This is a genomic window from Roseomonas sp. F4 (assembly GCF_053891155.1).
On the sequence record NZ_JBSSHK010000001.1, the window covers coordinates 1,453,436 to 1,474,759 of the forward strand.

Below are 21,324 nucleotides of genomic sequence, written 5' to 3' on the forward strand. Positions count from 1 at the left end.
AGGACCCGCATGGCCAAGCCCAACATCCTGCTGCTGAGCGATATGATCCAGCCCCCTGCTTTGGCGGAGATGGATCAGCTTTTCACCGTCCATGATGGCCGCGATCCAGCGGCGCTGGACGCGCTTCTGACCGCCCATGGCGCCACCATCACGGGCATCGCCATTTCCGGCCGCAACGTGGTGGACCGTGCGCTGCTCGCCCGCCTGCCGACGCTGCGCATTGTCGCCTGCTTCAGCGCTGGCATCGACAAGGTCGATACGGCGGCACTGTCCGAGCGCGGCATTCCATTGACGAACACCTCCGCCGTGCTGGCGGAGGAGGTGGCGGATCTCGCCATGGCGCTGCTGGTGATGGCGCGGCGCCGGCTGCTGGCGGCGGATGCCCATGTGCGTTCCGGCGCCTGGGCCGCCGGCCAGGACTTCCCCTTCGGCCGCAGCCTGCAAGGCGCGCGGATGGGGCTGCTCGGCTTCGGCCATATCGGCGCCGCCATCGCCCGCCGCGCCGCCGCCGCAGGTTTGAGCCTGCGCTACTGCACCCGCACGCGGCGCCCGGATCTGGACCTGCCCTGGCACGCCACGCCCCTGGCCCTGGCCCAGGACAGCGACATCCTGATGGTCGCCACCACAGGCGGCGCCACCAACCGCAACCTGGTCGATGCCGCCACCATCCGCGCCCTCGGCGTTCATGGCACCTTGGTGAATATTTCGCGCGGCGAGGTGGTGGAGGAAGCGGCGCTGCTGGCGGCGCTAGCGGATGGCGGGCTGGGCTCGGCGGGCCTCGATGTCTTTCACAATGAACCGCGCGTCGATCCGCGCTTCGCCACCCTGTCGAATGTCGTCATGGCGCCCCATATCGCCAGTGCCACGGTGGAAACCCGGGCCGCCATGGGTGCGCATGTCGTGCATGCGCTGCGGCAGGCGCTGATCCCGGGCTGAAACGGGGGCAACTCGCCGGCCATCGGCGCGTTCCCCCGCCATCACTGCGCGCCGCGGCGCGCCACAGGGCGGAAGGCGTGCCACGGCCATGAATCAGATCACCCGAGGCGTGTCCGCGCCACAATCGTTGTTGCAACGCTTCGAAACTGTCCGCGCGAGGACGGAGGCGCTAGCCGCGCCGCTCTCGCCGGAGGATCAGGTGGTGCAATCCATGCCGGATTGTAGCCCGACCAAATGGCACCGCGCCCATACCACCTGGTTCTTCGAGACTTTTCTTCTGATGCCGCATCTGCCTGGCGCGCATCGGCTGAACGAAGATTATGCGACGCTGTTCAACAGCTACTACGTCGCCGCCGGGCCTCGCCACGCCCGGCCGCAGCGCGGCATGATCACACGGCCCGATGGCGCTGCCATCGCTGAGTATCGGCGTCATGTCGATGCCTCCATGGCGCGGTTGCTCGCCGACGCGCCGGCCGAGGTGCTGGGTCTTACGGAGTTGGGCCTGCAGCACGAGGAACAGCATCAGGAACTGCTGCTGACCGATGCGCTGCATGCGCTGTCCATGAACCCTCTGCGCCCGGCCTATGACCCCAACTGGCAGGACCCGGCGCCCGATGCCGCCGCGCCGGCGATGCTGGAGGGGCCGCAGGGCGTGGTGGAGATCGGCCATGACGGCATCGGCTATGCCTTCGACAACGAAACGCCGCGCCATCGCAGCTACCTCGCCCCCTACCGTATCGCCAACCGGCTGGTGACCAATGGCGAATGGTGCGCCTTCATCGCCGATGGCGGCTACCGGCAGCCGCTGCTCTGGATGAGCGACGGCTGGGCCGCCTGCCAGGCGGCGGGGTGGGAGGCGCCGCTCCATTGGGAGCAGCAGGACGGCGCGTGGATGGCCTTCGGCCTCAATGGCCTGCATCCGATCGACCCGACCCGGCCTGTCCGCCACATCTCCTGGTACGAGGCCGATGCCTTCGCCCGCTGGGCCGGCAAGCGCCTGCCCACAGAGCAGGAATGGGAGGCCGCCGCCCCGCAGCTGCGGGAGGCTGAGGGCATCGCTTGGCAATGGACCGGCAGCGCCTATCGCCCCTATCCCGGCTTTCGCCCCTGGGAGGGTGCGGTCGGCGAATACAACGGCAAGTTCATGATCAACCAGATGGTGCTGCGCGGCGGGTCCCTGGCGACCGCACCGAACCATTCGCGCGCCAGCTACCGCAACTTCTTCCCGCCCGATGCCCGCTGGCAATTCACCGGGCTGCGCCTGGCGGAGGATGTGGCATGAGCGCGGTTACCGAACGCCTCTCCGCCCTGCTGGCCGACGCCCTGGTCGGCCTGACCGCCACGCCCAAGACCTTGCCCTGCAAATGGCTCTACGACGCCGAGGGCACGCGGTTGTTCGAGGCGATCACCCGCCAGCCCGAATATTATCCGACGCGGACCGAGATGCGCATCCTGGACCAGCGCGGGGCGGAGATTGCCCAGGCGGTCGGCCCTGGCGCGGCGGTCGTGGAGTTCGGCCCTGGCGACGGCGTGAAGGCGGTGCAACTGCTGCATGCGCTGGACGCGCCCCGCGCCTATCTGCCGGTGGATATCGCCGCGGAATGGCTGGACCAGGTGGCCGCGCGGGTGGGACAGGCCTTTCCGGGCCTGCCTGTGCTGCCGGTGGTCGCGGACTTCACCGCGCCCTTCGACCTGCCCGCCCATGCCGGCGGTAGCGCGGCGCGGCTCGGCTTCTTCTCCGGCTCCACCATCGGCAATTTCGAGCCGGCGGAGGCCGTGTCCTTCCTCGCCCGTGCCCGCGCGACCCTGGGGAAGGGCGGCCGGTTGTTGCTGGGCGCCGATCTGGTGAAGGCGGAGGCCCTGCTGGAGGCCGCCTATGACGACGCCGCCGGCGTCACCGCCGCCTTCAACCTGAACCTGCTGGCGCGGCTGAATCGGGAGGCCGGGGCGGATTTCGACCTCGACGGCTTCGTGCATCAGGCGCGCTGGAACAGGGCGCTGGAGCGGATCGAGATGCATCTCGTGTCCCGTCACGTCCAGGCCGTCGCTCTCGGCGGTCAGACCATCCGCTTCGCCCGTGGCGAAAGCATCCATACCGAGAGCAGCCACAAGTATCGACCCGAGCGCCTGCGCGCCATGGCTGCCGCCGCCGGCTGGCGCGACGCGGCCATGTGGTCGGACCCGGCGGGGATGTTCTCCGTCTGGCTTCTGCAAGGCTGAAACCCTGGGGAGGAGAACGGCATGTCGGATCGCAATGTGCTGCTGGTGGAGGATGAGGGCCTGACCGCCATGGCCGCCGAACAGGCGCTGTCGCGCGCCGGCTTCGCGGTACGCGGCACCGCGGAGGATGAGGCGGAAGCGATGCGTTTGGCGGCGGAGCAGACCATCGACTACGCTGTGGTGGATCTCGACCTGGGCGGCGGCGGCAGCGGCCTGCGGGTCGGTAAGGCGCTGGCCGCGGCAGGCGTCCGCGTTCTCTACGCCACCGGCCACGGCAAAGCCTGGCGGCAGGAGATGGAGGATAGCGGCGGTCGCGCCTGCCTGGAAAAGCCCTATGCCGCCGACGACCTGCCGGTGGCGCTGGAGGTGCTGGAACGGCTGCTGCGCGGCCAGAAGGCGCAGGAGCTTCCGGCCAATATGCATCTGTTCATCGACTGAAGGGCAGGGGGGCCGCGCCGAGGCGTGGCCCCCCCTTCTGTCACTCCGCCGCCGGGAAGGGCGGCGGCATGACGCCGGCCAGCAGCGCGGTGCGCGCGGCGGTCAGGATGGACCTGCCACCGGCTTCCGGATGCAGCACCAGCAGCAGCAGCGAACGGCCGGTCACCAGATAAGGGTGGCCGAATTCGAAGGGCTCCGGCTCATCCAGCTCCGGCTTGTTGGTGTCGACCAGCAGCAGCCAGCGCTGGCCCGCCGGCGGTTCCGGCAGGGCGAATTCCACCACGTCGTGATGCGCGTTGAACACCAGCAGCAGGGTCGCATCGCCCGCCGGACGGCGGATGCGGGTGGCCTGGGCGCGGCCATCCAGCAGCATGCCGAAGCAGCGCGCATTGGGATCGTCCCAATGCCCGTCCTCCATCTCGGTGCCGGAGGGGGTGAGCCAGCTCACATCGCGGACCCCGAGGTCCTCGTTCAGCGTGCCGTTCAGGAAGCGGGCGCGGCGCAGCACGGGGAAGTTCTGGCGCAGCGCGATCAGCTTGCGGGTGAAGGCGGCCAGCGCCCGACCTTCCGGCGTCACGCCGGTCCAGTCCATCCAGCTCAGCTCGTTGTCCTGGCAATAGACATTGTTATTGCCCTGCTGGGTGCGGCCGCATTCATCGCCGCTGAGCAGCATCGGCGTGCCCTGGGAGAACAGGACTGTCGCCAGCATGTTGCGCTTCTGGCGCTCGCGCAGGGCGATGATGTCGAGGTCGTCCGTCGGCCCCTCGAAGCCGTGGTTCCAGGACAGGTTGTGCTCGTGCCCGTCCCGGCCGCCCTCGCCATTCGCCTCATTGTGCTTGTCGTCGTAGCTGACCAGGTCATGCAGCGTGAAGCCGTCATGGGCAGTGATGAAGTTCACGCTCGCCCAGGGCTTGCGGCCCCGCCGGTCGAACAGGTCGCCGGAGGCGGCGAGGCGGCTGGCCACGTCCGAGGTCTGACCCTCATCCCCCTTCCAGAAGGCGCGGATGGTATCCCGGAAACGGTCGTTCCATTCGGCCCAGCCCGGCGGGAAGCCGCCCACCTGGTAGCCGCCCGGCCCGCAATCCCAAGGCTCCGCGATCAGCTTCACGGCGGACAGAACGGGGTCCTGCCGGCAGGAATCCAAGAAGCCGCCACCCTCGTCGAAGCCATAGGGTTCGCGCCCGAGGATGGTCGCCAGATCGAAGCGAAAGCCATCGACCCGCATCTCGGTGGCCCAGTAGCGCAGGCTGTCGGTGACCATCTGCAGCACGCGCGGATGCGACAGGTTCAACGTGTTCCCGGTGCCGGTGTCGTTGATATAGTAGCGCGGCTGGTCGGGCAGCAGGCGGTAGTAGCTGGCATTGTCGATGCCCTTGAAGGAGAGCATCGGCCCCTTCTCATTGCCCTCCGCCGTGTGGTTGTAGACCACGTCGAGAATGACCTCGAGCCCGCCATCATGCAGCCGTGCCACCATCTCCTTGAACTCGGAGAAGGCGAAGGCCGGGTTGCGGGCGTAGCGCCGGGACGGCGCGAAGAAGGCGATGGTGTTGTAGCCCCAGTAATTGCTGAGGCCCTGGTCCTGCAGGAACTGGTCGTTGACGAAGGTATGCACCGGCAGCAGCTCGACCGAGGTCACGCCGAGATGGCGCAGATAGTCCACCACCTCCGCCGAGGCGAGGCCGGCATAGGTGCCGCGCATATCCTCCGGCAATGCGGGGTGCCGCTTGGTGAGGCCCTTCACATGCGTTTCGTAGATGATGGTGCGGTCCCATGGCACCGCCGGGCTGCGTTCCCGCCCCCAGGTGAAGGCCGGGTCGATGACGCGACACTTCGGCATATGGGCGGCGCTGTCACGCTCATCGAAGGTCAGGTCGTCGCCGGACTCCAGCACATAGCCGAAAACCTCCGGCCCATGCTTCAGGTCGCCGACGATGGCGCGGGCATAGGGGTCGAGCAGCAGCTTGTTGGGATTGAAGCGGTGGCCGGCATCCGGCGCATGCGGGCCATGCACGCGGAAGCCGTAGATGGTGCCGGGGCGGGCATCCGGCAGATAGCCGTGCCAGACCTCATCCGTGTATTCGGGCAGCTCCAGGCGTTCGAGCTCCGTCTCACCGGCATCATCGAACAGGCACAGCTCGACCTTGGTGGCATGGGCAGAGAACAGGGCGAAGTTCACGCCCAGCCCGTCCCAGCTCGCGCCCAGAGGATGCGGCAGACCTTCGCGCATCCGTGAACGGCGCATCACCTGTGGCATCGCCACACCTGGCCTGATCCGCATCCATATCCCCCGTTGCATGGCTGAACCGGACCCGCCTCGCACCGGATCCCGCAGCGCAACAACAGCTTGGGACGCCGCGCGTTCCGGTGCTGCGATGCAAAATTTTTCGCCCGCCGATGGAACGAAGCGGGGCGCGACCGGTTTCCCGGGCATGCTTCCATCCGCCACGACGTCGCCTTCCTCCCATTCTCATCACATGCCTTTCGGCGCCGCCCTGGTGCCGGAGGGGGTGCGTTTTCGCCTCTGGGCCCCCGGGCACGCGGCCATCGCGGTGGAGGTGGAGGGCCAGGCGCCCCTGCTGATGCGGTCGGAGCCCGGCGGCTGGCATGAGGTGACCACCGATGCCGCCGGCGCTGGCAGCCGCTACCGCTTCCTGCTGCCCGACGGGACGCGGGTGCCCGACCCGGCCTCACGCCACCAGCCGGAGGATGTCCATGGCCCCAGCGAGGTGATCGACCCCGCCGCCCATGCCTGGACCGATGCCGGCTGGCGCGGCCGCCCCTGGGCGGAGGCGGTCATCATGGAAGTCCACATCGGCGCTTTCACGCCGGAGGGGACATTTCGGGCCGCGATCGAACGGCTCGATCACCTGGTCTCCCTGGGTGTCACGGCGATCCAGATCATGCCCGTGGCGGATTTTCCGGGTGTGCGGAACTGGGGCTATGACGGGGTGCTGCCCTTCGCGCCGGATTCCAGCTACGGCCGTCCGGAGGATCTGAAGACCCTGGTGCAGGAAGCCCATGCGCGCGGCCTGATGGTGCTGCTGGACGTGGTCTATAATCACTTCGGGCCGGAGGGCGCCTATCTCCACGCCATCGCGCCCGAAGCCTTCACCGACCGCCACAAGACCCCCTGGGGCGCGGGGCTGAATTTCGATGGCGCGCAAAGCGCGGCGGTACGGGACTACTTCATCCACAACGCGCTGTACTGGATCAAGGAATTCCGCATGGATGGCCTGCGGCTGGATGCCGTCCACGCCATCCTGGATGACAGCCCGACCCATCTGCTGGAGGAGTTGGCGGCGCGGCTGCGCGCGGCGGTGCCGGACCGGCCGCTGCATCTGATCCTGGAGAATGAGGAAAACGAGGCGCGCCGCCTGATCCGCGATCCGAAGGGCCTTCCCCGGCACTACACCGCGCAGTGGAACGACGACGTGCATCACGTGCTGCATGTCGCCGCCAGCGGCGAATCCAGCGGCTATTACGCCGATTACCATGGCGATACCGAGCGCCTGGCCCGCGCTTTGGCCGAGGGCTTTGCCTTCCAGGGCGAGATGATGCCCTATCGCGGCCATCCGCGCGGCGAGCCCAGCGCCGCCCTGCCGCCCACGGCCTTCATCGCCTTCGTGCAGAACCACGACCAGATCGGCAACCGCGCCTTCGGCGACCGCCTGTGCCACATCGCCCCACCGGAGGCGCTGAGGGCCGTGGGCGCGGTGGCGCTGCTGCTGCCGCAGGTGCCGATGCTGTTCATGGGCGAGGAATGGGCCGCGGCGCAGCCCTTCCCCTTCTTCTGCGATTTCGGGTCCGACCTGGCCGATGCGGTGCGCGAGGGCCGTCGCGCCGAGTTCTCACGCTTTCCCGAATTCGCCGATCCGGCCAGCCGCGAACGCATCCCCGACCCGCTCGCCGCGGCGACCTTCGCCGCCGCCAAGCTGCGCTGGGAGGATCGGTCGCTGCCGCCGCATGCGGCCTGGCTGGCCTGGCATCGCGGCATCCTGGCGGTCCGCCACGCCTCGATCATCCCCTGCCTGCCGCGCATCACCCGAGGCGCCGCCTGGCGCGTGCTGGCCCCGGGTGCCGTTGCGCTGCGCTGGGAGATCGACGGCGGGGGCGCGCTGGCACTCTGGGCCAATCTGGCGCCGCGACCTTTGGCGGAGGCGCCGGAGGAACTGGCCGGGGTGATCTGGCGCGAAGGTGAGGCGGGCGACCCCTGGTCGCTCTGCTGGTCGATCGAGGGCTGAGCATGACCGAGACCGTGATTCCCCGCGCCACCTACCGGCTGCAATTCCATGCCGGCTTCCGCTTCGCCGATGCGGCGCGGCTGGCGCCCTATCTGGCGCGGCTCGGCATCAGCCATGTCTATGCCTCGCCCTGGCTGAAGGCGCGGCCGGGCAGCACCCATGGCTATGACATTGTGGACCATGATGCGCTGAACCCCGAACTGGGCAGCGAGGCGGATTTCCGGGCGATGGTCGCGGCCTTCAAGGCGCATGGCCTCGGCCAGATCGTCGATTTCGTGCCCAACCACATGGGCGTCGGCGGCGCCGACAACCCCTGGTGGCTGCATGTGCTGGAATGGGGTCCGGAATCCGACTGCGCCGGCTGGTTCGACATCGACTGGCGCGCCGGCCGCCTGCTGGTGCCCTTCCTGGGCGAGCAATATGGCGCGGTGCTGGAATCAGGCCAGCTCGAGCTGCGCTTCGATGCGGAGGCCGGCAGCTTCGCCATCTGGGCCTATGGGACCCATAAGCTGCCGATCCGCCCGGTGCATTACGGCCGCATCCTGGGCGATGCGCATCCGGTGCTGGAACGCCTCGGCGACGCCTTCGCCGGCCTGGAGGATTGGCGCCCCCGCATGGTCGCCCGCGCCGACGACCTGCGGGCGGAGCTCGCCGCGGTGGTGGGCGCGGATGAAATGGTGGCCTGGGCCGTGCGGGAAGCCGTGGCCGGGTTGAACGGACGCCCGGGCGAGGCCGGAAGCTGGCGCCGGCTGGATGCGCTGATCCGAGACCAGCACTGGCGCGCCGCGCATTTCCGCGTCGCGGCGGATGACATCAACTACCGCCGCTTCTTCAATATCAACGAACTCGCCGGCCTGCGGATGGAGTTGCCGGAGCTGTTCGACCACGCCCACCGCATGATCTTCGATCTGCTGGCCGATGGCACGCTGGATGGGCTGCGCATCGACCATGTGGATGGGCTGCTCGATCCGAAGGGCTACCTGCTGCGGCTGCGCCAGGCCGCGCCACGCCCCTTCTATCTGGTGGTGGAAAAGATCCTGGCCCGGCATGAGCCGCTGCGCGCCGATTGGCCGGTGCAGGGCACCACGGGCTATGAATTCGCCAACCTCGTCCTGGGCCTGATGCTGGACCCGGCGGGGGAGGCGGCGCTGACGCGCAGCTATGCGGCGTTCACCGGCGCCGAAGGCGACTTCGCCGCCATCACGCGCGACTGCAAACATCGCATCATGCGCAATGAGATGGCCGGCGAATTGCAGATGCTGGCACGCGAAGCGGCGCGCATCGCCCAGCAGACACCCCGCAGCGCCGACTTCACGCGCAATATTCTGGCCCGTGGTTTGGCCGCCATCGTCGCCGGCTTCGAGGTGTATCGCAGCTACGTCGATACCGCAGCGCCACCGAGCGCCGAGGACCGTGCCGCGATCGACACCGCGGTGGCGGAGGCGCGACGGCAGGAGCCGGACCTGGATCCCAGCGTCTTCGACTTCCTCCACCGCCTGCTGACCACCGATCTGGTGGCGGAGCCGCGCAGCGGCTTCAGCCGCCACGCGGTCCAGCGCCTCGCCATGCGGGTGCAGCAGTATAGCGGCCCGATCATGGCCAAGGGCCTCGAGGACACGGCGTTCTATCGCTACAACCGGCTGGTGGCGGCGAATGAGGTGGGCGGGCATCCCGACCACCCCTTCGTGACCCTGGCCGATTTCCACGCCGCGAACGCCGATCGCGCGGCCCATTGGCCGCAGGCGATGCTGGCCACCTCCACCCACGACACCAAGCGCGGCGAGGACACGCGCGCGCGCCTGGCGGTGCTGGCCACGATGGCGGAGGAGTGGGCCGCGGCGGTACGCGACTGGCATGCCATCCTGCGCCCGGATGGGGAGGGCGCCGGGCCGGATCGCAACGACGCCTATCTGTTCTACCAGCTTCTGCTGGGCATCTGGGACCCGTCCGATGCCGAGCTGGGCAGCCGGCTGGAAGCCGCGATGATGAAATCGCTGCGCGAGGCGAAGCGCCATTCCAACTGGGCCTCGCCCAATGCCGCCTATGAGGAGGCGACCCAGGCCCTGGTGCGGGACGCCCTGGGCAGCCGGCGCTTCCTCGAGGCATTCGAACCTTTTCAGCGCCGCATCGCCCGGCTGGGGGCGGAGGCCAGCCTGGTGCAGTTGGCGCTGAAACTGACGGTGCCCGGCGTGCCGGACATCTATCAGGGGGCGGAAATGTGGGATTTCAGCCTGGTGGACCCGGATAACCGCCGCCCGGTCGACCACGTCGCCCGTGATTCGGCCCTGGGCGAGGTGGTGGCGTCCCTGGCCCAGGACCGCGAATCCGCCCTGCGGGATTTGGCGGCGGACTGGACCAGCGGACGTATGAAACTCGCTATGACTGCGACCCTCCTGGCCGACCGCGCTGCGCGGCCGGAGCTGTATGCAAGTGGCGATTATCAGCCCCTGGAGACCAGCGGTGCCGGGGATCGCGTCGTCGCCTTCACCCGCCAGCATGGCGCGCAGCGGCTCTGCGTCGTGGCGCGTCGCTTCCCCGCTGATCTGGACTGGCAGGACACGATTCTGCCCTGGCCGGAAGGCACCGCTTGGCGCAACATCCTGACTGGCCGGCTGCTAAGTGCCGATTCGGCCCTGAAGGTTGCGGATGCACTCGATGGAATGCCGGCCGCGGTTTTCGCCGCAGGCGACTGATTTTCCAATGAGTGATGCAGATCGCACCCTGACAGGGCCGCCAGTTCCGGCTATGCGACCGATCCTGCAAGGAGCCTTGGCATGTCGAAGAAGTTTCTGACCGACGTCATCATCCAGTCCACCGAGATGCCGGCGAACGCCGCCGGCAAGCTCGCCGGCGACATCATCGCCGCGATCAAGGGCGAGATCGTGCAGTCGGGCCGTTTCACCATCCCCGATTTCGGCGCCTTCAGCGTGCGCGAGACGGCGAAGCGCACCGCGCTGAACCCCCGCACCGGTGAGAAGGTGGCCGTGAAGGCCGGCGCCACGGTCCGCTTCAAGGCCAGCAAGGCGCTGAAGGAATCCGCGCTGGCCGGCATGAAGAAGGCCAAGCGCAAGGCCGCGAAGGCCTGAGCCCATTGCGGGGGGAGAAAATCTCCCCCCGCTCTTCAGGTTGGGCTTACAGCCCCGCCTGGCTGACGAACTTCGTGTTCAGATAGGCCTCGATCGCCTCCGACCCACCTTCGGAGCCGTAGCCGCTGTCCTTCATGCCGCCGAAGGGCACTTCCGGCAGCGCCAGGCCGAGGTGGTTGATCGTCATCATCCCCGATTCGACCCGGTTGGCCAGGGCATTGGCCGTCTTCGCGCTGCGCGTGAAGGCGTAGGACGCCAGGCCGAAGGGCAGGCGGTTCGCCTCCTCCACCACATCCTCCAGATCAGTGAAGGGCGCGATCATGGCGACGGGACCGAAGGGCTCCTCATTCATCATGCGCGCATCCTTGCCGAGGCCGGTGATGACGGTGGGCTGGTAGAAATAGCCCTTGTTGCCGATGCGCTCACCGCCGGTATGCACTTCGCCGCCCCGCTGCCGGGCATCGGCCACCAGACCCTCGATCCAGGGCACCCGCCGCTCATGCGCCAGCGGGCCCATCTGCGTATCGGACTCCATGCCGGCGCCGACCTTCATGCCCTTGGCGATGGCGGTGAAGCGCTCGACGAACTCGGCATAGGACTTTTGCTGCACCAGGAAGCGGGTGGGGGAGACGCAGACCTGTCCCGCATTACGGAACTTCGCACCAGCCAGGGTCTTCGCCGCCAGCTCCAAATCCGCATCGTCGAAGACGATCGCCGGGGCATGGCCGCCGAGCTCCATCGTCACCCGCTTCATGTGCTGGCCCGCCAGCGCCGCCAACTGCTTGCCGATGGGGGTGGAGCCGGTGAAGGTCACCTTGCGGATCACCGGATGCGGAATCAGGTATTCGCTGATCTCGGCCGGCACGCCATAGACCAGGTTCGCCACGCCCGGCGGCAGGCCGGCATCGGCGAAGGCGCGGATCAACTCGGCCGGGGAGGCCGGGGTTTCCTCAGGCGCCTTGACGATGATGGAGCAGCCGGTCGCCAGCGCGGCGGACAGCTTCCGGACGACCTGATTGATGGGGAAATTCCAGGGCGTGAAGGCGGCGACGGGGCCGACAGGCTCCTTCACCACCAGCTGATACACGCCCTCGGCGCGGGCCGGGATGACACGGCCATAGGCGCGGCGGGCTTCCTCGGCGAACCAGTCGATCACATCGGCGCCGGCCATCACCTCCATCTTCGCCTCGGCGAGGGGCTTGCCCTGCTCCAGCGTCATCATCTTGGCGATGGCGTCTGCGCGGCCACGGAAGATGTCGGCGGCCTTGCGCATCAGCTTGGAACGCTCGAAGGCCGAGACCTTCTTCCAGGTGGCGAAGCCCTTGGCCGCCGCTTCCAGCGCCTCATCGAGGTCGTCCGTGCTGGCATGGGCGACCTGACCGATCACCTCCTCCGTCGCCGGATTCAGAACCGGCAGGCTGCGGCCGCCGCGTGCGTCACGCCAGGTGCCGTCGATGAACAATTGGGTGTTGGGATACATGCGTGTCTCCTGCTGCAATCCTTGGGGCGGTCCATCGCACAGAGGCGGCCGCGGGGGAACCGTCCCGCTAGCTGTTGGGACCACGCTCCATCGCATAAGGCTGCCAGCGCCGGAGGCCGGAGTTGGGCAGCACCGTCGGGTTGACGCAGGACATGGGCCAGCGCCCCGACAGAACAAGGGCCATTTCCTGCCCCGCGCGGCGCTTCCGCGCCTCATCAAATCGTGCGGAGGCGCTGGCATTGTGCGGCGAGAGGATGACATGCGGCATCTTCAGCAGCGGATTGTCGGGCTTCACCGGCTCGACCTCGAACACATCGAGCCCCGCGCCGGCGATCGCCTTGCTTTCCAGCGCCGCGATCAGCGCGGCTTCGTCCACCGTGGGGCCACGGCCGGTGTTGATGAAGATGGCGGTGTTCTTCATCCGCGCGAAGTGCTTCGTGGTCAGCATCTTGCGTGATTCCGCCGTGTCCGGCGCATGCATGGAGACGAAGTCCGACTCTGCCAGAACCTGGTCCAGGCTGGCCGGTACCACGCCGAGCGCCGACATCGTCAGCTCATCGACATAGGGGTCATAGGCCATCATGCGCAGGCCGAAGGCCTTGGCCCGCAGCGCCACCAGCCGCGCCACGCGGCCGAAGGCGACGAAGCCCAACGTCTGGCCCATCAGCCGGGGCACCTTCGACAATTGCGGCCGACCCTCCGCCCAGCGCCCCTCCCGCACCATGCGGTCCTGCTCCATGCAGCGGCGATGCGTGGCGAGCAACAGCATCATCGCATGGTCGGCCACCTCCTCGATGAAGGTGTCCGGGCAATTCGTCACCGCGATGCCCTTCGCCGTCGCCGCCGGCACATCCACATAATCCACGCCCACCGTGGCGCAGGTGATGACCTTCGCCTTGGTCAGCGCGGCGATCATCCGGTCCGAAATCCGCATGCCCTTGGCATAGACCGCATCAGCCTCCGGCGCCGCGGCGATGAAGCCTTCCTCCGTCGCCGGGCATTCGACGATCTCAGCGCCCAGCCGCTCCAGCGCCTCCATCTCAAGCCCGTAGCCACCGCCAGCAGTGGTGAAGGAGGCGCCCGCTGGCGTCAGGATTCTTGGCTTTGTCATCTCCGTTTCCCCTTTTGCTTTCGCAAAGGCTCGCATGCGTCCGGGGGGCCGACAAGCGCTGGAGGCACTGCTACGCTGCATACCCGTTCAAGAAAAAGGAGCAAACACCATGGCGCGTCTCGCAGGAAAGATCGCATGGGTCACGGGCGCGGGCAGCGGCATCGGTGAAGCCGCCGCCTTGGCCCTCGCCGAGGAAGGCGCCGAACTCGTCCTCACCGGCCGCCGCGAAGCCCCGCTCACCGACGTCGCCGCGCGCATTACCGCCCAAGGCGGCAAAGCCCATGTCCAAGCCGCGGATATGATGGATTCCGCCGCCGTGCAGGCCATCGGCCGCTTCCTCTCCGACACCTTCGGCCGGCTCGACATCCTTGTGAACAACGCCGGCCTCAACATCCAGCCGCGCCGCTGGGCCGTGCTCAGCCCCGAAGGCGTCGATGAGCTGGTGCGCGGCAACCTCAACTCCGCCTTCTACGCCGTCACCGTCGCCCTTCCGCTGATGCGCCCCCAAAAGGACGGCGTGCTGATCCACACCGCCTCCATGGCCGGCCGCAACATCTCCATGCTCTCCGGCGCCGGCTACACCGCCGCCAAACACGCCGTCGTCGCCATGAGCCACACCATCAACATGGAAGAAGGCATCAACGGCATCCGCAGCTGCGCCCTGCTGCCCGGCGAAGTCGCCACCCCCATCCTCGACAAACGCCCCAACCCAGTCAGCCCCGAAGAACGCGCCAAAATGGTGCAGTCCGCCGACGTCGGCGACCTCATCCGCTACATCGCCTGTCTGCCCAGACACGTCACCATCAACGAAGTCTGGATCACCCCCACCCACAACCGCAGCTACGTCGCGGCGCTGAGCCAGAAGCTGTAGGGCGCGCGGCAGGGGGACGCTGTCCCCCTGCACCCCCTGCCAAAGGGACAGTGGTCCCTTTGGAATCCCGTTAAGGGGCAGGAAGGAGGAGGGGCATGGCGGGACCGCGGGTTCAGCGCGCGCGCCGGCCCCTCCTCCTTCCTGCCCCTCATCCATGGGTTCGAAGGGGCCACTGCCCCTTCGCGGGAGGGGTGCGGGGAGGGCAGAGCCCTCCCTGCGGAGCCGCCCTACTCCTTCACGGCACCCGTCAGCGAGCTGACGTAGTAGTCGACGAAGAAGGAGTAGAAGATCGCGACGGGCAGGGAGCCGAGCAGGGATCCGGCCATCAGGGCGCCCCATTGGTAGACGTCGCCGGTGACGAGTTCCGTCAGGATGGCGACGGGGACGGTTTTGTTTTCGCTGCTCTGGATGAAGGCCAGGGCGTAGATGAATTCGTTCCAGGACAGGGTGAAGCTGAAGATGCCGGCGGAGATCAGGCCGGGCACCGCGAGGGGCAGGGTGATCTGCCACAGGATTTGCAGGCGTGTGGCGCCGTCGATCAGCGCGCATTCTTCCAGCTCGAAGGGGATGGATTTGAAGTAGCCGATCAGCAGCCAAGTGCAGAAGGGGATGAGGAAGGTTGGGTAGGTGAGGATGAGCGCGAAGGGTGTGTCGAACAGCCCGAGCTGGAACACCATGGTGGCCAGCGGGATGAACAGGATCGAGGGGGGTACGAGATAGGCGAGGTAGATCGCAAGCCCCACATACTGGCTGCCTTTGAAGCGAAGTCGCTGGATGGCGTAGGCGGCGAGGGTGCTGGCGAAGATCGACAGCACGGTGGCGCAGATGGCCACGAGCATCGTCGTCATCAGCCATTTCGGATAGGCCGTGTTGAACAGCAGCAGCCGGATGTGGTCGAGCGTGGGGGAGCTGATCCAGAAGGGATTGTGCTCGGTGAAGTTGTACAGTTCGGCGTTCGGTTTGAAGGCTGTCACCGTCATCCAGTAGAAGGGAAACAGCAGGATGATGAGGAAGCAGCACAGCGGCAGATAGAGCATGACGAAACGGCGGGACTTGCTGTCCCAGGCCATCGTCTCCGGCTGGGCGGAGGAGGTGTTGGTGGACTTCGCCTCGGGCGTCGTCACGGCGGCGTCAGTCATTGCCTTCTCCCTGCTGCCACTTGCGCCGTGCCAGGCCGAAATAACTGAACAGCGTGGCGAAGACGAGGAACGGGATCATGGAGACGGCGATGGCCGCGCCTTCGCCCAACTGCCCGCCCTGGATGCCGCGCTGGAAGGCCAGTGTGGCCAGGAGGTGTGTGGAATTCACCGGTCCGCCGCGCGTGATGGCGTAGACCAGCTGGAAGTCGGTGAAGGTGAAGATGATGGAGAAGGTCATCACGATGGCCAGGATTGGCAGCAGCATCGGGAAGGTGATGTAGCGAAAGCGCTGCCAGGCGCTGGCGCCATCCAACAGCGCCGCTTCATAGAGCGACGGCGAGATGGTCTGAAGCCCGGCAAGCAGGGAGATCGCGACGAAGGGAATGCCGCGCCAGATATTGGCCGCGATCAGCGACCAGCGGGCCGGCCATGCGGTGTTTATGAAGTCGATGTTGCTGTCGATCAGCCCCATCTTGATGAACATGTAGGAGATGATCGAGAATTGCGGGTCGTAGATCCACCAGAAGGCGATGGCCGACAGCACGGTGGGCACGATCCAGGGCAGCAGGATGATGGCCCGCAGCATCGACTTGAAGGGCACATGCTGGTTCAGCAGCAGCGCCAGCCACAGCCCGAGCGCGAATTTCCCGATGGTTGCGACGCCGGTGTAGAAGACGCTGTAGAAGACCGCATTCCAGAAGATCGGGTCGTCCATCAGCCAGATGAAGTTCTCGATACCGATCCAGATGCCTTCACGCCCGATCGTGGTGTCGGTGAAGGCGAGCCAGATGCCCAGGCCCAGCGGATAGGTCAGGAAGGTCATCAGCAGCCCGACCGCGGGCAGCAGGCAGACGAAGGCGAGGAACGGCTTCCAGTCGAACAACCGCGAGAGCGCGCCCTGTTTGGGGCGCATCTTGGTCCAGACCGGCGCGGCGGTTGTCGCGGACATTGCGTAATCCCGTGTTGGGCCGTGGCGCCCGCGTGATGCGCGCGCCACGGCCGGTTCTCAGCGGCGGGAGCGGAAGAAGCGGCGGGCGCGGCGCTCGGCCTCGGCCACCGCCTGCTGTGGCGTCGCCTGGCCCGAGGCGACGGAGGCGCACATCTGCACCATGACGTAATCCGCGTTGGCGGCAGCGGAGGCTTGGCTGATCGGGCCCTTGTAGCCAGCGTAGAAGGTCGTATCCATCACGCCCTTGAACACCGAGACCTTCGGGTCCGAATTCCAGACGGCGCTGTTGGAATAGGCGTTCAGCGGCTGCGACCAGTAGCCGAGGTTGGCCTGCAGCCAGGGGTCGTACTGCTCCGTCTCCAGCAGGAAGGCGAGCAGGGCCTTCGAGGCATTGGGGAAGCGGCTGTGCTTGAACACCATGGCGTTCAGCGTCAGCCCCGCCATGGGGGAGGTCGCCTGCGTGCCGAGCGGCATCAGCGAATGCTCGGTATCGTCGGCGATGGGGCGCAGCGCCGGGTCGTTCTTCATGGAGAAGTACAGCGACACGCCATTCGCCGTCAGGTGGCATTCGCCGGCGGAATAGGCGCGGTTGTTGCTGATATCGCCCCAGGCGATCGTGCCGGGGATGAAGGTCTGGTACAGCTCCTTCAGATATTCGAGGGAGGCGATGGTCTCGCGGCTGTTGATGGCGACTTCGTTGTTCTCATCCACCAGATAGCCGCCGAAGGACCAGACCAGCCACTGCGCGAAGCCGTTGCCGTCGCCCACTGCATTGCCGAGCGCGAAGCCCGCGGGCTTGCCGGCGGCCTTCAGTGCCTGGCAGAGGCGCAGGAAGCCGGCATGGTCCTCGGGCGGACGTTCGAAGCCCGCGGCGTTCACCGAGGATTTGCGCCAGACCAGCGGCCCGCCGGAGGAGCCGAAGGGCAGCCCGACCCAGGCCTCGCTACCGGCGCGCTTGCCGTAGCGCTGCGCCATGGCCTTCCAGCCGCCGTATTTCGTGCCGACATAGCCGGCGACATCCGTCAGCTCGACCAGCTTGTCGGAATAGATGTGCGGCGCTTCGTTGAAGCCGATGATCAGGTCCGGGCCGGCGCCGGTATTGGCGGTGACCGCGGTCTGCTGGGTGATGTCCTCCCAGCCCACGAAGTCGACGCGGACCTCGACGCCAGTGGATTGGGTGAAGCGCGCGCAATTGGCGCGGAACACCTCCTCATCCGGCTGCACGAAACGCACGGGGCGCAGCATGCGCAGCGTGGCGCCGCGCTCGATCGGCAAGTTGAGTGGGGGGGCGGGCTGCGTCGGGATGGCCTGGGCGCCGGCCTGGCCAGCGGCGAGCGCGGAGCCGGTCAGTGCCAGCGCCGCGCGGCGTGTGATGAGATGGTTCATTTTTCTTGATTTCCTCCTTGCTTGTTGTCGGCGTCGTCAGCTTGGCAAGCGTCCTCCATCCGGACCGAACAGATGCACCAGGGAGAGATCCGGCATGACCCGCAGCGTCGTGCCAGGGCGGCCCTGCACGCGTTCACGGAAGGCGCCCGTCACCACCGTCTCGCCGAGACGCAGGGTGACCTGCGTTTCCGATCCGGTCGGCTCCACCAGCACGATGACACCCTCCACCCCATCCTCGGACAGGCTCATATGCTCCGGTCGGATGCCGTAGGTGACGGCGTGGGCGGGCGCGCCGGGCGGCAGTGGCAGCAGGGCGCCACCTTCGAGAAGGAAGCCCTCGGGCGTGACCTTGCCTGGCAGCAGGTTCATCGCCGGGCTGCCGATGAAGCCGGCGACGAACAGGTTCGCCGGCTTGTCATAAAGTGCCAGCGGTGCGCCGGCCTGTTCGATCCGTCCCCCATTCATCACCACGATCTGGTCGGCCATGGTCATGGCCTCGATCTGGTCATGGGTGACGTAGATGGTCGTGGTGCCGAGCCGCTGCTGCAACTCCCGGATTTCGGAGCGCATCTGCACGCGCAGCTTGGCATCCAGGTTGGACAGCGGCTCGTCGAACAGAAAGACCTGGGGATGCCGCACGATGGCGCGACCCATCGCCACGCGCTGGCGCTGGCCGCCGGAAAGCTGGCGCGGATAGCGGTCCAGCAGCGCGTCCAGGCCGAGGATCTTGGCGGCGCGCTGCACCTCGGCTTCCATGATATCGGCCGGCGCCTTGGCCAGCTTCATCGAGAAAGCCATGTTCTGCCGCACGGTCATGTGGGGGTAGAGCGCGTAGTTCTGGAACACCATGGCGATGTCCCGATCCTTCGGCGGCACGTTGTTCACCACGCGCCCGTCGATCGCGATCTCGCCGCCGGAGATGTTCTCAAGCCCCGCGATCATCCGCAGCAGCGTGGATTTGCCGCAGCCCGATGGCCCGACCAGGACGACGAATTCGCCGTCCGCGATCTCCACATCAACACCGTGCAGGATGCGGGTGGTGCCAAAGGACTTGAGCGCCTGCCGCACCGAGACTGTGGCCATGATCGTTTACGTCTCCCCCGCGTGCCACCTTTGCCGGCGACTACGCGAGAGAAGGCTACACATGCCTTCACGCCCCGCGCAACCTCGCGTGGCAGCCTTCGGGGTTGCGCTTTGGCGCGCTAAGTCCGGCAGACGGGATCGCGCCGCATGGCTGCCCCCCTCATCGCGCGCGCTGGACGATGGCATATGGCGGGTCTAGGAAATGCTGCATAGCAGCAAAGGTTCAGGACCCAATGCCTGAGCACTACCGTCGGCTCGCCATCCTACTGGGCGCGCTGACCGCCCTCGGCCCGCTGGGCATCGACATGTACCTGCCCGCCTTTCCCGCCATGGGCACCGATCTCGGCGCCAGCCCCGCGGCCATCCAGCGCACCCTGGCGGTGTTCCTGCTGGGCATGGCGGCGGGGCAGTTGGTTTATGGCCCGCTGTCGGACCGGCTGGGGCGACGGGTGCCGCTATTCGTCGGCATGGGGGTCTATACCCTGGCCTCCATCGGCTGCGCCCTGGCGAGTTCGGCTGATGCGCTGGTCTGGCTGCGTCTGGCACAGGCATTGGGCGGTTGCGTCGGCGTGGTGGTGGCGCGTGCCGTGGTGCGCGACCTGTGTGACGAGCGCGGCGCCGTGCGGATGATGTCGATGCTGATGCTGGCCATGGGCGCGGCGCCGATCCTGGCGCCGATGCTGGGCGGCTGGCTGCTGGCGGCGCTGGGCTGGCGCGCGATCTTCTGGTTCCTGGCCATCTATGGCGTTCTGGCGCTGCTGGTGATGCAGGCCTGGCTGCCGGAAAGCTTGCCGCCCGAGCGGCGGCGGCAGGACAATTTCGGCGCCGTGCTGCTGGTCTATCTCAGCCTGCTGAAGGACCGCCGCTTCCTGGCACATGCGCTGGCCGGCGCGGTGCCGATGGCAGGCCTTTTCGCCTATCTGGTCGGGTCACCGCATCTGCTGATGGTGGTGCATGGGCTGGGCCCGGTGGAATACGGCATGGCCTTTGGCGGCAATGCCTTTGGGCTGATCCTGGCGAGCCAGATCATCGCCCGGCTGGTGCGTCGGCAGGCGCCCTCGAAGCTGCTGGTCATCACCCTGTCGCTGCTGGCCACCGCCAGCGTCGGCGTGCTGCTGGCGGTGACCAGCGGCGCCCTGCTGCCGCTGCTGGCCGCCTTCTTCCTGTACCTCGCCTTCCTGGGATCGGTGCTGCCGCTGAGCACGGCGCTGGCGATGGCACCGATGGGGCGCATGGCGGGCAGCGCCTCCGCCCTGATGGGCACGCTGCAATTCGGTGTCGGCGCCGTGGTGGGCGCCGTGCTGGGCGCCTTTGGCGGCACCTCCGCCATCGCCATGGGCGGGCTGATCGCGCTGGCGGGCCTCGGTGGGCTGACCGCGCATCTGGCGCTGCGGCGTGCGGCCTGAGGATCAGCGCCGCATCAGCGCCTCCGCCGCCGCCACGATCTTGGCCGTGTCCACCTTCAGCGCATCCTCCAGCGGTGGCGCGAAGGGCACCGGCACGCGGGGCTGACCCAGCCGGCCCGCCGCTTTCAGCGCGCCGGGGCCGAGCAGTTCCACCATCCGCGCCACCACCTCCGCCCCGAAGCCGCCGGTGGTCACAGCCTCATGCACCACCAGCAGCCGGCCGGTGCGGGTGAGGGAGTTCGCGACGGCCGCCTCATCCCAAGGCCACAGCGTCCGCAGGTCCAGCACATCGGCGCTGATCCCGCGCTGCTCCAGCATCCCCGCCGCCTCCTCCACCTGTGGCAGGATGGCGGACCAGGTGACGAGGGTGATGTCACGACCCTCCCGCAGCCGGCGGGCCTGGCCGAAGGGGATGGGCTCGATCACCTCCGGCACAGGGCCGGTCAGCGGGAACAGGTTCTTGGGGTCGAAGAACAGCACCGGGTCGTCGCTGCGAATGGCCGTCACCAGCAACCCCGCCGTATCGGCCGGGGTGGACGGCACGGCGACCACCAGCCCGGGAATATGCGTGAACCAGGACTCCAGCATCTGCGAGTGCTGGGCTGCGGAGTTGCGCCAGATGCCGTGCGGCATGCGGATCACCACCGCGGGCTTCGCCTGGCCACCGAACATGTAGCGCACCTTGGCGATCTGGTTCACCAGCTCGTCCATCGCGCACATGACGAAGTCGAAGATCCGCATCTCGATGATCGGCCGCGTGCCGACCAGCGCGGCGCCGAGGCCGGCACCCATGATGACGCTTTCGCTGATCGGGGTGGAGACCACGCGCTGTTCCCCGAATTCCTCCAGAAAGCCCCGATACTGGCCGAACAGCCCGCCACGGGCGACATCCTCGCCAAGCACCCAGACGCCGGGATCGCGCCGCATTTCCTGAAGCGCAGCGCGGCGGGCGGCTTCCACCAAGGTGATGTGGTCCAT

General features: G+C 67.6%; 17 protein-coding genes. 9 read left to right on the top strand and 8 right to left on the bottom strand.

Features of this window, described 5'->3' with window-relative positions:
- The first annotated feature begins 9 nt into the window (after nucleotides 1-9).
- The 4 genes from ACVFYP_RS07080 to ACVFYP_RS07095 all read left to right on the top strand — a co-directional run bounded on the left by ACVFYP_RS07080 (nucleotide 10) and on the right by ACVFYP_RS07095 (nucleotide 3,594).
- Nucleotides 10-936 carry an NAD(P)-dependent oxidoreductase gene (locus ACVFYP_RS07080; protein WP_499199421.1) on the top strand — a complete coding sequence of 309 codons (927 nt, stop codon included), beginning with the start codon at nucleotides 10-12 and terminating at the stop codon, nucleotides 934-936.
- An 88-nt stretch (nucleotides 937-1,024) separates the two neighbouring features.
- Nucleotides 1,025-2,218: an ergothioneine biosynthesis protein EgtB gene (egtB, locus tag ACVFYP_RS07085; RefSeq protein ID WP_499199422.1), complete on the top strand. Its 1,194-nt coding sequence runs from the start codon at nucleotides 1,025-1,027 to the stop codon at nucleotides 2,216-2,218.
- Nucleotides 2,215-3,156, top strand: coding sequence for an L-histidine N(alpha)-methyltransferase (gene egtD / locus ACVFYP_RS07090; RefSeq protein WP_499199423.1), 942 nt, complete (start codon nucleotides 2,215-2,217; stop codon nucleotides 3,154-3,156). The genes egtB and egtD overlap by 4 nt, the downstream gene beginning before the upstream one ends.
- A 21-nt stretch (nucleotides 3,157-3,177) precedes the next feature.
- Nucleotides 3,178-3,594 (top strand): response regulator, encoded by a 417-nt coding sequence (locus tag ACVFYP_RS07095; protein WP_499199424.1) that lies wholly within the window; start codon nucleotides 3,178-3,180, stop codon nucleotides 3,592-3,594.
- A gap of 40 nt (nucleotides 3,595-3,634) precedes the next feature.
- Here ACVFYP_RS07095 and glgX read toward each other — a convergent pair whose 3' ends face one another.
- On the bottom strand, nucleotides 3,635-5,872 hold the full coding sequence (glgX, locus tag ACVFYP_RS07100; protein WP_499199425.1) for a glycogen debranching protein GlgX: 2,238 nt from the start codon (nucleotides 5,870-5,872) through the stop codon (nucleotides 3,635-3,637).
- Between the two features lie 196 nt (nucleotides 5,873-6,068).
- Here glgX and treZ point away from each other — a divergent pair, with 196 nt between their 5' ends.
- The 3 genes from treZ (at nucleotide 6,069) to ACVFYP_RS07115 (ending at nucleotide 10,921) form a co-directional block, all read left to right on the top strand.
- Nucleotides 6,069-7,835 carry a malto-oligosyltrehalose trehalohydrolase gene (gene treZ, locus ACVFYP_RS07105; protein ID WP_499199426.1) on the top strand — a complete coding sequence of 589 codons (1,767 nt, stop codon included), beginning with the start codon at nucleotides 6,069-6,071 and terminating at the stop codon, nucleotides 7,833-7,835.
- A gap of 2 nt (nucleotides 7,836-7,837) precedes the next feature.
- Nucleotides 7,838-10,528: a malto-oligosyltrehalose synthase gene (treY, locus tag ACVFYP_RS07110; protein ID WP_499199427.1), complete on the top strand. Its 2,691-nt coding sequence runs from the start codon at nucleotides 7,838-7,840 to the stop codon at nucleotides 10,526-10,528.
- 81 nt (nucleotides 10,529-10,609) lie between these two features.
- Entirely contained in the window at nucleotides 10,610-10,921 is a 312-nt protein-coding gene (locus ACVFYP_RS07115) for an HU family DNA-binding protein (RefSeq protein ID WP_499199428.1), read from the top strand.
- 46 nt (nucleotides 10,922-10,967) lie between these two features.
- Here ACVFYP_RS07115 and ACVFYP_RS07120 read toward each other — a convergent pair whose 3' ends face one another.
- The gene (locus ACVFYP_RS07120; RefSeq protein ID WP_499199429.1) at nucleotides 10,968-12,401 is read right to left on the bottom strand and encodes an NAD-dependent succinate-semialdehyde dehydrogenase; all 1,434 of its coding nucleotides are present in this window, start codon (nucleotides 12,399-12,401) and stop codon (nucleotides 10,968-10,970) included.
- Between the two features lie 67 nt (nucleotides 12,402-12,468).
- Nucleotides 12,469-13,512, bottom strand: coding sequence for a C-terminal binding protein (locus ACVFYP_RS07125; RefSeq protein ID WP_499199430.1), 1,044 nt, complete (start codon nucleotides 13,510-13,512; stop codon nucleotides 12,469-12,471).
- A 109-nt stretch (nucleotides 13,513-13,621) separates the two neighbouring features.
- Here ACVFYP_RS07125 and ACVFYP_RS07130 point away from each other — a divergent pair, with 109 nt between their 5' ends.
- Nucleotides 13,622-14,383, top strand: a complete 762-nt coding sequence (locus ACVFYP_RS07130) for an SDR family oxidoreductase (RefSeq protein ID WP_499199431.1) — start codon at nucleotides 13,622-13,624, stop codon at nucleotides 14,381-14,383.
- A 227-nt stretch (nucleotides 14,384-14,610) separates the two neighbouring features.
- Here ACVFYP_RS07130 and ACVFYP_RS07135 read toward each other — a convergent pair whose 3' ends face one another.
- The 4 genes from ACVFYP_RS07135 to ACVFYP_RS07150 are packed head-to-tail and all read right to left on the bottom strand — an operon-like array spanning nucleotide 14,611 to nucleotide 18,940.
- Nucleotides 14,611-15,522 carry a carbohydrate ABC transporter permease gene (locus tag ACVFYP_RS07135; RefSeq protein ID WP_499199432.1) on the bottom strand — a complete coding sequence of 304 codons (912 nt, stop codon included), beginning with the start codon at nucleotides 15,520-15,522 and terminating at the stop codon, nucleotides 14,611-14,613.
- Nucleotides 15,515-16,471: a carbohydrate ABC transporter permease gene (locus ACVFYP_RS07140; RefSeq protein WP_499199433.1), complete on the bottom strand. Its 957-nt coding sequence runs from the start codon at nucleotides 16,469-16,471 to the stop codon at nucleotides 15,515-15,517. Before ACVFYP_RS07140 ends, ACVFYP_RS07135 begins: the two co-directional genes overlap by 8 nt.
- A gap of 57 nt (nucleotides 16,472-16,528) precedes the next feature.
- Nucleotides 16,529-17,857, bottom strand: coding sequence for an ABC transporter substrate-binding protein (locus ACVFYP_RS07145; RefSeq protein WP_499199434.1), 1,329 nt, complete (start codon nucleotides 17,855-17,857; stop codon nucleotides 16,529-16,531).
- Between the two features lie 36 nt (nucleotides 17,858-17,893).
- Entirely contained in the window at nucleotides 17,894-18,940 is a 1,047-nt protein-coding gene (locus tag ACVFYP_RS07150; RefSeq protein WP_499199435.1) for an ABC transporter ATP-binding protein, read from the bottom strand.
- A gap of 233 nt (nucleotides 18,941-19,173) precedes the next feature.
- Here ACVFYP_RS07150 and ACVFYP_RS07155 point away from each other — a divergent pair, with 233 nt between their 5' ends.
- Entirely contained in the window at nucleotides 19,174-20,346 is a 1,173-nt protein-coding gene (locus ACVFYP_RS07155) for a multidrug effflux MFS transporter (RefSeq protein ID WP_499199436.1), read from the top strand.
- A gap of 3 nt (nucleotides 20,347-20,349) precedes the next feature.
- On the opposite strand, the gene ACVFYP_RS07160 is transcribed toward ACVFYP_RS07155, so the two are convergent.
- A complete protein-coding gene (locus ACVFYP_RS07160; protein WP_499199437.1) occupies nucleotides 20,350-21,324 on the bottom strand; it encodes an alpha-ketoacid dehydrogenase subunit beta in 975 nt (324 codons plus the stop codon).

What these genes read in the sequence shown, in the direction of transcription:
- glgX (WP_499199425.1), bottom strand. Translation starts at nt 5,872, where the DNA reads ATGCGGATCAGGCCAGGTGTGGCGATGCCACAGGTGATGCGCCGTTCA.
- ACVFYP_RS07145 (WP_499199434.1), bottom strand. Translation starts at nt 17,857, where the DNA reads ATGAACCATCTCATCACACGCCGCGCGGCGCTGGCACTGACCGGCTCC.
- ACVFYP_RS07130 (WP_499199431.1), top strand. Translation starts at nt 13,622, where the DNA reads ATGGCGCGTCTCGCAGGAAAGATCGCATGGGTCACGGGCGCGGGCAGC.
- ACVFYP_RS07160 (WP_499199437.1), bottom strand. Translation starts at nt 21,324, where the DNA reads ATGGACCACATCACCTTGGTGGAAGCCGCCCGCCGCGCTGCGCTTCAG.
- egtD (WP_499199423.1), top strand. Translation starts at nt 2,215, where the DNA reads ATGAGCGCGGTTACCGAACGCCTCTCCGCCCTGCTGGCCGACGCCCTG.
- ACVFYP_RS07095 (WP_499199424.1), top strand. Translation starts at nt 3,178, where the DNA reads ATGTCGGATCGCAATGTGCTGCTGGTGGAGGATGAGGGCCTGACCGCC.
- egtB (WP_499199422.1), top strand. Translation starts at nt 1,025, where the DNA reads ATGAATCAGATCACCCGAGGCGTGTCCGCGCCACAATCGTTGTTGCAA.
- ACVFYP_RS07125 (WP_499199430.1), bottom strand. Translation starts at nt 13,512, where the DNA reads ATGACAAAGCCAAGAATCCTGACGCCAGCGGGCGCCTCCTTCACCACT.
- treY (WP_499199427.1), top strand. Translation starts at nt 7,838, where the DNA reads ATGACCGAGACCGTGATTCCCCGCGCCACCTACCGGCTGCAATTCCAT.
- ACVFYP_RS07115 (WP_499199428.1), top strand. Translation starts at nt 10,610, where the DNA reads ATGTCGAAGAAGTTTCTGACCGACGTCATCATCCAGTCCACCGAGATG.
- ACVFYP_RS07150 (WP_499199435.1), bottom strand. Translation starts at nt 18,940, where the DNA reads ATGGCCACAGTCTCGGTGCGGCAGGCGCTCAAGTCCTTTGGCACCACC.
- ACVFYP_RS07080 (WP_499199421.1), top strand. Translation starts at nt 10, where the DNA reads ATGGCCAAGCCCAACATCCTGCTGCTGAGCGATATGATCCAGCCCCCT.
- ACVFYP_RS07135 (WP_499199432.1), bottom strand. Translation starts at nt 15,522, where the DNA reads ATGACTGACGCCGCCGTGACGACGCCCGAGGCGAAGTCCACCAACACC.
- ACVFYP_RS07120 (WP_499199429.1), bottom strand. Translation starts at nt 12,401, where the DNA reads ATGTATCCCAACACCCAATTGTTCATCGACGGCACCTGGCGTGACGCA.
- treZ (WP_499199426.1), top strand. Translation starts at nt 6,069, where the DNA reads ATGCCTTTCGGCGCCGCCCTGGTGCCGGAGGGGGTGCGTTTTCGCCTC.
- ACVFYP_RS07140 (WP_499199433.1), bottom strand. Translation starts at nt 16,471, where the DNA reads ATGTCCGCGACAACCGCCGCGCCGGTCTGGACCAAGATGCGCCCCAAA.
- ACVFYP_RS07155 (WP_499199436.1), top strand. Translation starts at nt 19,174, where the DNA reads ATGCCTGAGCACTACCGTCGGCTCGCCATCCTACTGGGCGCGCTGACC.